10 protein-coding genes are annotated in these 13,036 nt (G+C 42.6%); 8 read left to right on the forward strand and 2 right to left on the reverse strand.

Annotation, left to right across the window (positions count from 1 at the left end; genetic code table 11):
• Positions 1-238 precede the first annotated feature (238 nt).
• The 5 genes from AAFF35_RS03720 (at position 239) to AAFF35_RS03740 (ending at position 8,225) form a co-directional block, all read left to right on the forward strand.
• Positions 239-2,953: a DUF1553 domain-containing protein gene (locus AAFF35_RS03720; protein ID WP_342331072.1), complete on the forward strand. Its 2,715-nt coding sequence runs from the start codon at positions 239-241 to the stop codon at positions 2,951-2,953.
• A gap of 8 nt (positions 2,954-2,961) precedes the next feature.
• Positions 2,962-4,470, forward strand: a complete 1,509-nt coding sequence (locus AAFF35_RS03725) for a DUF1501 domain-containing protein (protein ID WP_342331073.1) — start codon at positions 2,962-2,964, stop codon at positions 4,468-4,470.
• A 31-nt stretch (positions 4,471-4,501) separates the two neighbouring features.
• On the forward strand, positions 4,502-5,434 hold the full coding sequence (locus tag AAFF35_RS03730; protein ID WP_342331074.1) for a twin-arginine translocation signal domain-containing protein: 933 nt from the start codon (positions 4,502-4,504) through the stop codon (positions 5,432-5,434).
• A 12-nt stretch (positions 5,435-5,446) separates the two neighbouring features.
• On the forward strand, positions 5,447-6,859 hold the full coding sequence (locus tag AAFF35_RS03735; protein ID WP_342331075.1) for a c-type cytochrome domain-containing protein: 1,413 nt from the start codon (positions 5,447-5,449) through the stop codon (positions 6,857-6,859).
• A gap of 124 nt (positions 6,860-6,983) precedes the next feature.
• Positions 6,984-8,225: an MFS transporter gene (locus tag AAFF35_RS03740; RefSeq protein WP_342331076.1), complete on the forward strand. Its 1,242-nt coding sequence runs from the start codon at positions 6,984-6,986 to the stop codon at positions 8,223-8,225.
• Between the two features lie 30 nt (positions 8,226-8,255).
• Here the strand turns inward: AAFF35_RS03740 and AAFF35_RS03745 are convergent, their stop codons facing one another.
• Complete coding sequence (locus AAFF35_RS03745; RefSeq protein ID WP_342331077.1) at positions 8,256-10,043, reverse strand: alpha-L-fucosidase; 1,788 nt, start codon at positions 10,041-10,043, stop codon at positions 8,256-8,258.
• Positions 10,044-10,223: 180 nt separating this feature from the next.
• On the opposite strand from AAFF35_RS03745, the gene AAFF35_RS03750 reads away from it, so the two are divergent.
• Positions 10,224-11,309: an acyltransferase gene (locus AAFF35_RS03750; protein WP_342331078.1), complete on the forward strand. Its 1,086-nt coding sequence runs from the start codon at positions 10,224-10,226 to the stop codon at positions 11,307-11,309.
• A gap of 75 nt (positions 11,310-11,384) precedes the next feature.
• Here AAFF35_RS03750 and AAFF35_RS03755 read toward each other — a convergent pair whose 3' ends face one another.
• A complete protein-coding gene (locus AAFF35_RS03755) occupies positions 11,385-11,699 on the reverse strand; it encodes a helix-turn-helix transcriptional regulator (protein ID WP_342331079.1) in 315 nt (104 codons plus the stop codon).
• A gap of 136 nt (positions 11,700-11,835) precedes the next feature.
• On the opposite strand from AAFF35_RS03755, the gene AAFF35_RS03760 reads away from it, so the two are divergent.
• Positions 11,836-12,486: a hypothetical protein gene (locus AAFF35_RS03760; RefSeq protein WP_342331080.1), complete on the forward strand. Its 651-nt coding sequence runs from the start codon at positions 11,836-11,838 to the stop codon at positions 12,484-12,486.
• A gap of 80 nt (positions 12,487-12,566) precedes the next feature.
• Positions 12,567-13,034: a hypothetical protein gene (locus tag AAFF35_RS03765; RefSeq protein ID WP_342331081.1), complete on the forward strand. Its 468-nt coding sequence runs from the start codon at positions 12,567-12,569 to the stop codon at positions 13,032-13,034.
• Positions 13,035-13,036: the final 2 nt, after the last annotated feature.

A 13,036-nucleotide genomic window follows, 5' to 3' on the forward strand; every position in this document is an offset into this window, starting at 1 on the left:
GCAGTATCAATAATATTACTCAGTATTCGTTTGTATCGCCTCTGGCGATGACAATATAGTGTCAGTATTGGAGAATCTACGTGAAGGTTTGCAAGGTGGCTTCGTCTATCTTTAGTTTTTAATTAAATGATAGTAGTTGTAAGGGGATTTGTAAAGAAAGAACTCCGGAACTATTTGTAAATTACCTGAACTAACCAAATGTATGATTCCCGGTATGAAATTATTTCGTAGCAAAAAGTTGCTTATAATCCTTGTTATTTTAGGCGTGGTGGTGTTGGGCTCTTTTCTGATGCCTTCCTCCGATAAGGTGGATTTCAATACACAGATCAAACCTATTCTTAATAAAAAATGTATCTCTTGTCATGGGGGAGTGAAAAAGCAAGGAGGCTTTAGTGTATTGTTTCATGAAGAAGCGCTGGCGGCAACAAAAAGCGGTAAACCTGCCATTATCCCCGGAGATCCTGATGGGAGTGAAATGATCAAACGTTTACTCAGTAAAGATCCGGAACTCAGAATGCCTTATCAGCATGAAGCTTTGAATGAAGAGGAGATAGATCTTTTCAAACGCTGGATTAAGCAAGGCGCCAAATGGGGCGACCACTGGGCCTACCTTCCGGTAAAGGAAGTGGAAATCCCTGATGTGTCGGAGGATTGGGTAAAGAACGACATCGATAAATTTATTTATGCAAAGCTGGAAGAGAAAAAAATGAAACCTTCAGCGGAAGCAGATAGAGCTACTTTGTTAAGAAGGGTAAGCCTTGACCTGATCGGATTGACCCCTTCAGCTCAGGTAATGCGCCAGTACCTCAATAGCAAAGACAACGATAAAGCTTATGAAACACTAGTCGACTCGCTGATGGCTTCCCCTCGTTTTGGGGAGAAATGGGCTTCTATGTGGTTAGATGTAGCCAGGTACGCAGATACTAAAGGTTATGAATCTGATGGTGGCAGGGAAGTTTGGAAGTATCGGGACTGGGTCATCAAAGCATTCAATGAAGACAAACCTTACAATCAATTTATCACCGATCAGATCGCGGGAGATTTCTATGTTAATCCTACAGACGAGCAATACATCGCCACTGCGTTCCACAGAAACACCATGACCAATGACGAAGGGGGAACCAACAACGAAGAGTTTCGCGTTTCTGCCGTATTGGACCGCGTGAATACGACCTGGGAAGGCTTATTGAGTACGACCTTTGCCTGTGTGCAATGCCATAGTCACCCTTATGATCCTTTTAAACATGATGAGTTTTATAAGTTTATGGCGTATTTTAACAATACAAGGGATGAAGACTTGCAATCTGAATATCCGTTATTGAGACAATATGATGATTCTTTACAAAGAAAACTGACAGGCCTGAAGTCCTGGTTAAAGCAAAACGCAGGACAGGAAAAGGCTGCTGAAGTTTATAAATTTCTTAAAACAGGGCAGCCGAGTATCAATTCAACATCTACAGACAGCCTGAAAAATGCCGTTATTGGCAATAACAACATCGCTTTATTTTTTAAGAACAATGCGCAGGCCAGAATCTCTGCTGTAGATTTAAAGGGGGTAAAACAAATGATTTACCGCTATTCTTCGAATGTGCCGGGAGGAAATATGCAGTTGCGCCTGGATCATCCCAACGGACCGGTAATCGCTTCCTGGAAAGTTCCATCGGGAGATAAGTATCAAAATTTAGCGGTAGAGATCAAACCTCAAACGGGCGTTCATGACATTTACCTGAGTTATCAGAATCCGGCGGTTAAAAACAAGGACCAGTTTACCGTATATTTCGATTGGTTCTATTTCTCTGATTCCTTTCCTGGCAAAACTAAACCCGGATATGCGGAAAATAAAGCGGCTTTCTGGACCTTGTTGAATTCAAATCCTTCTTCTATTCCGGTGATGGTAGAAAATCCAGCCAATCGCCAACGAAAAAGTTATGTGTTTGAAAGGGGCGCATGGATCTCTAAAGGAAAAGAAGTGCAGGTAGGAGTGCCGAAAACACTGGCTTATGCCATGCCTCAAAATGCACCTAAAAACAGAATGGGGCTGGCGATGTGGTTAACTGATCCCAGAAATCCACTGCTTTCGAGAACGATGGTCAACCGGCTTTGGGAACAGTTGTTCGGAACCGGAATTGTAGAAACGCTGGAAGACATGGGAACTCAGGGAATGTCGCCAACACATAAGGAACTGCTGGATCATTTGTCCTGGGAGCTGATGCATCAATACAAATGGAGTGTGAAGGCATTGCTGAAGGAGATGGTGATGAGTGCGACTTACAGACAGGATTCCAGACTATCGGAAGAGGTCAAAGAAAAAGATTTATTTAACCATTATTATGCAAGAGGACCACGGACCCGATTAAGTGCGGAGCAGTTAAGAGACCAGCATTTAATGGCAAGTGGCGTGTTGAGCACCAAAATGTACGGACATGGGGTGATGCCATGGCAACCTGAGGGAATCTGGAACTCGCCTTACAATGGTGCGAAATGGGAAAATTCCAAAGGCGAAGACCAGTACCGCAGGGCGATTTATACCTATTGGAAAAGATCAGCCCCTTATCCTTCAATGATTGCATTTGATGGGGCACAGCGTGTGGTTTGCAGCCCGAGAAGAATCCGTACCAATACACCATTACAGGCATTAGTGACGCTGAATGATGAGGCTTACATAGAAATGGCCCGTCATTTTGCAAAGCGGATGGAGCTGGAAGGCGGTAAAGATATCGGGCAAAAGATCAGTAAAGGGTATCAATGGGTAATGTATAGACCTATTGCCGCGCCTAAACTTCAGATTCTGGATAAACTGTATTTGCAGGCCTTCAATGATTATAAAAAGAATCCTGCAAAGATAGGAGAGATCCTTGGGGCAGGAGATAAAGATAAAAATCCGGAAAAAGCCGCATTGGTGATTGTCGCCAATGCCATGCTCAACCTGGATGAAGTAGTGACCAAAAATTAATCAACGTCATGACAAGAGATGAATTAAATGCACACCGCCTCGTAAAAGAAGCAAAGGAAACAGAATTGAGGTCTTTTACCCGCCGACATTTTCTAAAAGAAAGCGCGATGGGCCTTGGTGCTATTGCAATGGGCTCCCTATTGGGAAGCTGTAACTTTGGCGCTAAAACGAATAATCCGGTTTTATATGATCCCGCGCATCCTTTATTGCCGAAATCGCCGCCGTACTTTGGAAAAGCGAAAAGCGTAATCTATCTGCATATGGCGGGAGCGCCCTCTCAACTGGAGCTTTTTGACTATAAGCCGGAACTGATGAAAATGGATGGACAGGACTGTCCGCCTTCGCTTCTGGCAGGAAAAAAGTTTGCGTTTATCACCGGTGTTCCTAAAATGCTGGGCGCACAGGCCCAATTTGCACAACACGGACAGAGCCGTGCCTGGGTGAGCGACAATATGCCTCATTTTTCGACGATGGTTGATGAAGTGAGTTTTCTGAAAGCAGTGAGTACCGACCAGTTTAACCATGCGCCGGCACAGCTGCTGATTCATACGGGGAGTCCTCGTTTGGGCAGACCAAGTATCGGAAGCTGGGCAACCTATGGATTGGGGACCGAAAATCAAAACTTGCCGGGTTATGTGGTGCTCACCAGCGGAGGAAGTTTTCCGGATGCGGGAAAGAGCATTTGGGGAAGTGGATTTTTACCTTCTGTTTATCAGGGGGTGCAATGCCGCAGTGAAGGCGATCCGGTGTTGTTTATCAAAGATCCTCATGGCATGAGCCGCGATTTACGTAAAGCGTCAATTGATGCGATTAATGCTTCCAATGAACTGGAGTATGCAAATTATAACGATCCGGAAATTCTTTCCAGGATCTCACAATATGAAATGGCTTACCGGATGCAAATCTCTGCACCGGAAGTGATGAACATTAATGATGAGCCTGCTTATATTCATGAAATGTATGGCACACAACCAGGGAAATCTTCTTTTGCCAACAATGTACTGCTTGCCCGCAAATTGGTCGAAAAAGGAGTACGCTTCGTTCAGCTTTTCGACTGGGGCTGGGATGCGCATGGCGATGGCCCGAATAATTCACTCAATATCGGCCTGAAGAATAAATGCAGAAGTACCGATAAACCCATCACAGCATTGTTGCTGGACCTGAAACAAAGAGGATTGCTAGATGAAACCCTGGTCGTTTGGGGTGGCGAGTTTGGCCGTACACCAATGATGGAGAACAGAAATGGAATTCAGAATCCCTATAATGGAAGAGATCACCATACCGAAGCATTCACGATGTGGATGGCTGGCGGAGGAATCAAGAAAGGCTTTACGCATGGCGAGACCGATGAAATCGGATATAGTGCAGTAAGTGGAAAAGTCGATCCTTTTGATATTCAAGCCACCATACTTAACCAGCTAGGATTTAATCATGAGCAATTTACCTATCCTTTCCAGGGCAGGCCATTCCGATTAACGGATGTCTCGGGAAAAGTGATTCAGGATATCGTTGCCTAATTTAAAATTAACCAAACAACCACCCAAACCAATGCACCAAAACCGAAGGAATTTTATTAAAACTACTGCCACCGCCACTGCTGCGGGACTATTTGTGCCGTTAACGGACTTGGTTGCGCAGGAAACAATTGGCATTAAAGCCGCGGCTGGCTATGAATTGCTGTTTATGGCGACCGACTGGGGTTTTAACGGTACGATAGATGAATTTTGCGCAGCCGCGAAAAAAGAAGGATATGAAGGGATTGAATTGTGGTGGGCGGTAGACAATCCTAAAGCTCAGCAATCCTTATACGATGCTTTAAAAAAGCATCAGCTGCAGGTTGGTTTTCTTTGTGGTGCTGGTCAGCCCAAAGCAAAGCCTCACCTGGAAACATTTATGAAAAACCTGGATGCGGCACTAAATAGTATTCAAAAACCGCTATACATCAACTGTCATTCAGGAAAGGACTATTTTACTTACGAGGAAAATAAAGCTTTGATTGATTATACGACTAAAAAATCCCGGGAAAGCGGAATCCCGGTTTACCATGAAACTCATCGCGGACGGATGTTATACTCCGCACCCGTAACCCGTCAGTTTATCGAGCGAAATCCGGAACTGCGCCTCACTCTGGATATTTCTCACTGGTGCAATGTACATGAAAGCCTATTGGCGGATCAGCAGGAGACCATTGACCTGGCACTGGAACGGGTTTCTCATATTCATTCCAGGGTTGGACATCCTCAGGGGCCTCAGGTAAATGATCCAAGGGCGCCGGAATGGGAGCAGGCATTAAAAGCGCATTTGGGCTGGTGGGATAAAGTCATCGCCCGTAAAAAGAAAAACGGAGAACGAATGACGATCTTAACAGAATTCGGCCCGCCTGATTACATGCCGACTTTGCCTTATACCCATCAGCCTGTGGCCGATCAGTGGGCAATAAATGTACATATGATGAACCTGTTGCGTAAACGTTATCAATAATTTTAGGCCGGAATGATGCTTTTATCTATATCAAACCTGATCGGGAGGTTTCACCCTATATTGGTACACCTTCCAATAGGAATTTTAATGTTGGGCTGCTTGTTTCAGCTGATTAGCAGGTACCCTAAATTTTTAGGATTAAGACCTGCAATTCCATTGACTTATCTTCTTGGTTTCCTTGGAGCGCTAGGCGCTTGCATCAGCGGTTATCTTTTGTCGCAGAGCGGTGATTATGATACAGACCTTGTTGGTATTCACCAGTGGCTTGGGATTGGCACTGCTGCTTTTTCCCTGGTTTCCTACCTGATGATTCAGAAAGCTGTTCGGGAGCTAATCTTAAATGTGACCGCTGCGGGATTGCTGATGCTGATCACTTTAACAGGGCATTATGGGGGCTCTTTAACACATGGCTCTGATTACCTTACTGCCGCATTGGCGGATGGTCCAGACAAAGGAGCTGCAGCGATTCCCCCGGTTGTTAATGTTCAGCAGGCGATGGTGTATACCCATATGGTACAGCCATTGTTGAAGAATCGTTGTTACAGTTGCCATGGCGCTGAAAAACAGAAAGGGAAACTTCGTCTGGATAGCAAGGAATTTATGCTGAAAGGTGGTGAAGAGGGGAAAGCCCTGATTCCGGGGAGTCCCGAAGAAAGTGCACTGATTAAAAGGTTGCTGCTGCCCATCAGTAATGAAGATCATATGCCTCCAAAAGAGAAACCACAGCTTTCTGCGCAGGAACTTGCGTTGTTGGAGTGGTGGATCAAAGAGGGGGCTGACCTGAATAAAAAAGTGCAGGACTTGAAACAGACGGAAAAAATTAAACCAGTATTGCTGAGCTTTCAGACTGGTGCAAAAAAGGAAGCGGATAAGGTTGCTGAAATACCTGTAAAAGAGGTAGGCAAAGCGGATGCTAAAGTGATTGCAGATTTGAAAGCGGCAGGCGTGGTGGTGATTCCGGTAACGGGCAACAGCAATTATTTATCGGTGAGCTTTGTGACCGCCAAGCCCTCGGCCAATTCATTAAAACTTTTGAAATCTTTGAACGATCAATTGATCTGGCTGAATCTGGCCAACACAGATCTTGGCGATAAAGGAATGGAAATTGTCGCAGGATTTAAAAATCTGGTCCGCATCAATTTAACGCAAACACGGATTACAGATCAGGGACTGATGCAGTTGAAAAGTATAAATACCTTGCAGTACTTAAATCTAACCGGTACGAAAATAACTGGAAAAGGTTTACTTACACTGAAAGGCTTAAAGGAAATTCAACAGATTTATTTGTATCAGTCGGCGGTAAATAAGCAGGAAGAGCAGGTCTTAAAGAAAGAATTTCCCAAAGCTATTCTTGATTTTGGAGGATATCAGGTCCCGACAACAGCAAAGGATACTACTGAAGTAAAGCCAGCTGCTGCTTCCTGATGGTAATTTGGCAAAAGGGGGACCGATATTAAAATAAACAGACAAAAATATGGGCGATTAGCACCATATAAAAATGGAATCACTATTTTAGAAATGGAATACCATTCCTAAACCCATTTTATAAATGACCACGCTAACCAAAGAAAAAAGTACATTGGCCTATTTGCTGAGTGCACCTGTGATTGTAGCTTCCCTGGGCTATTTTGTCGACATCTATGATCTCCTTCTGTTTGGAATTGTGCGGATCCCCAGTCTAACGGAATTGGGCCTTGATGAAGCGGCCCGTTCCATTGAAGGAGCAAGTATCCTAAACTGGCAAATGACAGGTTTGTTACTTGGCGGTGTGCTCTGGGGAGTGTTGGGAGATAAGAAAGGACGACTCTCCGTGCTTTTTGGTTCGATCATTACCTATTCCATTGCGAACTTTGCCTGCGGTTTTGTGCATGATGTTTTTATTTATAAAATTTTGCGCTTCATTGCCGGAGTTGGTCTGGCAGGAGAACTTGGCGCGGGAATCACCCTGGTTTCGGAGAGTCTTCCAAAACGCTTGAGGGCATTGGGTACTTCGCTGGTGGCCGGGGTAGGTGTACTTGGAGCGGTGGTAGGCTATTTTACGGTTGAATTATTTAGCTGGAGAAATGCGTATTTCATCGGTGGTGGAATGGGAATCCTGTTGTTGTTTTTAAGGATTGGTGTGTTTGAATCAGGGATGTTTCATGCGATGAAAGCAAAAGAGCAGTTGAGCAAAGGGAATTTTCTTTCATTTTTTACTAAGAAAAGCAGACTGATTTTATACCTGAAATGTATTGGTGTTGGCCTTCCTACCTGGTTTGTAATCGGAATCCTGGCTACATTTAGTAATGAGATCGGAAAAGCATTGCACATTACTGAAGCGATAAAACCAGGCTTAGCGGTGATGTGGTGTTATGTGGGCCTTGCAGCCGGCGATTTGGTAAGTGGCTTGTTGAGTTATTGGCTGGAATCGCGTCGTAAGGCTGTCGCCTTTCTGATGTTATTCGCAGCTATAGGAACGGTATTGTTTCTGTTTGGGGGAATAGAAACGTCCAGAGGTTTATACCTGATGTGTCTTTGGACTGGCTTCGGAATTGGATATTGGGCCATGTTTGTCACGATTGGCGCGGAACAATTCGGTACCAATGTGCGTGCCACAGCAGCAACCACTATTCCAAATATGGTAAGAGGCACTGTGGTTTTAATGACCACATTTTATACCTTTTTAAAACCACAGGTGATGGAATTGTATGCTGCAGGCATCGTCGGACTGATCTGTTTTGCAATCGGATTTTATTGTATTAAAACGATTCCGGAAACCCACCATAAAGACTTGGATTTTGTAGAGGATTAACCCTTTTCCGTATTTTTTTTATAAAAAAAACTATAAGACAGGATGTAAGATGATTGACTTCAGCTTGAAGAGTTCTTTTGCATTTGCTTCCGGTCTTAGTTTTATGGTGTATTGGCCTTCTTTGGGTACAGAAATGATCGCTACAGGATGTTTAATGAATAACAATGGTTTTCCTGAATTGAATTCTGAAGTCCGTAGGGTTTGAAATTTGTAGACTTTGTGTTCAAATTCCATAATCCCTTCCTGTTTTGCATTTTCCTCTGCGCAGGAATATTCTAATAATACCTTATAATCGCCGGCTGCGGTAATGTTGAATTTAAATGCGACCTGATCATCAGGTTTAACCATATTCAGTATGCAAGGGGTATGTTTCCAATCACCGAAATAATGACTATAAGTGAGGGTTTCCTGTTTTGCAGCACCGCTCGTCTTAGCATTAACGACTTCCAGCATATTGGTGTCGTATTGAGGCGATACGGTAGGGATATTGTTTAAATATCCGTCATTTAAGCTACCTGTATAGCTGATAGCAATAACGGTATTATGCGGATCTGCAGAAAGCGGCATGTCTACGGTTAATGTTTGACCTTTTAGCGCATACTTTAATGCCTTTTTATCGGTTAAGCGGTAAACTTTGGTAATGCTGCTATTTACGCCCGGTACAACGATTTTTCCATCTTTAGGTGGATTCAAAACATGAAGAAACAGTTTTCCGGGTTTAGAGGTGGTGACACCCCAGGGTTGCGCGGGAATCAGTCCGTAAGTACTTTCGTAAATGCTTTCTCCGTTTGCTTTTAACCAGAGGCCGGTTGCCCTGAGAAATTTCTCTGAATAGTAGGGGATTTTCCCCTCGCCATCCGGACCTACATTGAGCATAAGATTGCCGCCTTTTGAGGCGACATTTGCGAGCAGGTGAATGATCTCCTCAGGTGATTTAAAATTCATATCATGGCTGATGTATCCCCAGGAATCATTATGGGTGTATATGGATTCCCAGGCGCCCTTAATTGGAGTCGCAGGGATTTCCGAATCTCCAAAGGTTCTATAGTCGCCCAGACCTTGCCCAACACGGCTGCTGAACAGACTTTTCGGTTGAAGTGCATGCATCTCATCTACGAGCTCCTGAGTTTGTTGTTTGTTTAACCCACCTGGCATGTCAAACCAAACAATGCCCAGATTGCCGTAATTGGTTAGCAATTCCTTCAGTTGCGGGATTGATTTTTCTTTATAATATTTTAAATAGTCTTTATCGGCTTCTTTGAAATCCCATTTGTTTCCACCTCCGTTAGGTTCATGCCAATCTAAAAATTGAGAATAATAGAAGCCGAATTGGATGCCTTTCTTCCTGGTGGCATCTGCAAGTGCTTTCATTGGGTCTTTTCCGTAAGGAGAGGCTTTTACAATATTGAAATCACTGACTTTCGAGTCGTACATCGCAAATCCTTCATGGTGTTTTGCAGTGATGACCATGTAGCGGATACCAGCATCTTTAGCCAGGTCTGCCCATTCCTGAGCGTTGAATTTAACAGGGTTGAAGCTGGAAGCCACCTTTGCATATTCGGATGCAGGAATCTTCGCCTGATTCATCAGCCATTCTCCGCTGCCATAGTAATCTTTATCTTTCCATACACCCGCAAGCTTTGAATATAGCCCCCAGTGAATAAACATTCCAAACTTCGCATTCTTAAACCAAATTGCATTTGGATTTTCTTTTTCGTTCGCTTCTTTGTCCCATCTGTCAATATCTTGTGCAAATGAAAATCCAGCGGTTAAGAAGTATAAAAAGCTGCAGATAAGGATTTTTTTGAAGTGGTTCATACGAGATTAACAGTTGCTGGTTAGTTGGTTACTAAGTTAAGGAGCCTGTTTTTTCATTGTTCTCTCTTTATAGCTAATCATTAAGCTTTTTTGGCAAGATATTCACATTGTGGAGCAATCCTTGGTAGTCTGCGTTAAATGGTTTAGGTTTATCCTCCCAAATGTGTAGAAAGGTTAGAAATGGAAGGTCTGGTAAAAATGGAAATGGATAGGATGACGAATAAGGTAAAGATTAACTGGCTTGATTTATTAAAAGTGATCGCTGTATTTATGGTGATTGTGGCGCATGCCAATGATTGCATTATTCTAAATCAGGATGGAAATTTTAATTTTGAATGGGGAACTTATATTGGCTCTTTATATCGTTTCGCTGTTCCTTTGTTTGTATTGATCTCCGGAGTTTTACTATTACCCGCTAAATTGGGCACTTTGGAATTTTATAAAAAACGCCTTATGCGGATTGTTCCTGCCCTGCTTTTCTGGGGCATGGCGTACGTGCTGTTTGATGGATTGGTCTTAAATCATAAGCCCTGGGACAAGATGCTGATGGAGATCGCTAAACTTCCCCTAAGCTTCGGCGATTCTGCTCCACACCTTTGGTATTTATACATGTTGGTTGGATTATACTTGATCATTCCAATCCTATCTCCATGGGTGGTTAAAGCGACAAAGAGAGAGCTGGAATTGGTATTGGCAATTTTTATCTTTTCCACTTTTATTCCTTATCTGAAGTTTCTGACCGGATTAGCCTTCGGGGTTTGTGACTGGAATGAATTCCATTCTTTTTACTACCTGTCTGGTTTTATCGGATATTTATTAATGGGATACTACCTATATACGTATTTGCCGGGATGGAGCAACAAAGCAAAAAGATGGACAGGTGTATTTTTGTTTTTAACCGGATATGGAATTACTTATTACCTGACGATCAGTGTTCCTTTCTCGATCCCAAACATTGAAATGGTATGGTACTACTGCTCGCCAAATGTCCTTTTGGAAGCAGTTGGTGTCTTCTTACTGGTGGAGGGTATGGAGTTTAAAGAAGGACTGTTCCTTAAAACGATCCAAACTATCGCGCATTATTCTTTCGGGATTTTCCTGGTTCATTATTTCTTTATTGGGGTTATTTTCAGGTATATGGCTGCTCATTTTGACCTTCATCCGGCGTTGAACGTCCTGGTATCCTGTACGCTTACCCTCCTTATTGCTTTTGCTGCAGTCTGGACACTTGCGAAGTTCAGGCTGACACGCAAATTAGTCATGTAAACCTGATTTATTTTGAGCTCCTTCGACTGATAAAGCTGTTACTGGCAGCTGGTCTGCTCATCGAAGGAACTGCTGTTATTTGTCGTGATGTAGCCAGAATAACCTTTTGATCGATCGGATGATCATGGCTAGAAAGGTGTACTGATTTTTTTGATCGGTAATGATATTGGAAATGATGAATTTCTGATTGCAGGCTTTTATAGTGGCCAATGGCACATCCAGGATTTCGGCAATTTTTGCAAGTGAATCTTCTTTGATAACAGCCCTCTGCTCCATTCTTGATACCGCCTGTTGGCTTATTCCCAATGCCTTGGCTAATGTTTCTTGTTTCATTTCACGAGCTGTGCGAATGCGGCTTACGTTTCTTCCCAAATGAGGTCTCTCAGTCATAGTACTAATTTTTAAGTTTTTGTGTTGTTTGAGTAACTAATTGTATAATACAACCCTGATAATTGTTAATTACAACGGTGTGTAATTGAATTAATTGAGGTATTGTTTCTACTTTTGGTTAATTAAAACGAAACATATGACAATTATCGCTAAAAGAAAAGAAAAAGGATTAAAAATTAGTTTTACCACCTTTGACCTGATTTACTTCATTCAGATGAAAAGAATTGCCTCCGGTCTTTCTCAGGAGGAACTTTCCTTTTTAATCGGCAGAGGGAGCAGTTTTATAGAAGAACGGGAGGTCTTTAAATCCAATAAAGAACTGTGGTTGGGTGATGTGTCGGTAATGTCTAAAATTTTTGATTGCAGGCCTGCCGAGTTCTTTAGGAGTGTAAAAGGAAAGCCCAATGAAGTTCGGTTGCTGTCCAGACAGATGATAAAAGGGGATTACATTCAATATGAAGTATTTGGATTACGTGAGGATGATTCTATTGAATTGTTATACATGATTAATGAAGAGGATCCTTTTAAAAAGTATACGGAACATGAAAAATCGGCTTTGCTGAAGCTCGCTCAGACAGAGCTTGCAGGATTGCTCAGCGAACGGTACTTTGAAGGCGTGGAAAGATCTCCGTTTGACATCTTCCGTGAATGTCGTAAACGTGGTGGACTACTCATTAAAGCCGATTTTGTAGCCCAGGTTCTGAATGATTATTTGATGGGGCCTGGCCCGATGGTACTGAAGAAATACAAACATAAAGACAGGGGATTCGTGTACCAGGGATTATAATGAAAATTAATGTTATACTTAAAAGGTATTTTTAATATTTTAGTGAGACTTTAATTGTTAAAGTCAATAAATCAACGAAAATGAATTTAAAAATTGGCGCTCTTTTGTTAACTACTGCCTTGGTTCCGGTCTTAAAATATGGGAACAATTCACACCCTGTAATTAAGGAAGTACCGATTAAAGGGACATGGGAACTGGTCTCAGGTGTGACCATTCAGAAAGGGGATACGACCTTTACAGACTATAGAAAAGGACAAAGGCAAATTAAGATCATCAATGATACTCATTTTGCTTTCCTGAACCACGATCTTAAAATGGGGAAAGAAGGTACTCCAATCTTTGTGGCCGGAGGAGGGAAGTATACGTTAAAAGGGAATCAATATACAGAACACCTGGAATATTGTAATTACAGAGAATGGGAAAATAAGACTTTCACGTTTACGGTAACTTTAAAAAAGGATACCCTGATCCAGCGAGGAATGGAAAAAGATGAAAAAATTGGGGTGGACAGAGAGATCATTGAGAAATATGTAAAATCGAAAGATTAATA

It is taken from the genome of Pedobacter sp. FW305-3-2-15-E-R2A2, from assembly GCF_038446955.1.
GTDB lineage: Bacteria > Bacteroidota > Bacteroidia > Sphingobacteriales > Sphingobacteriaceae > Pedobacter.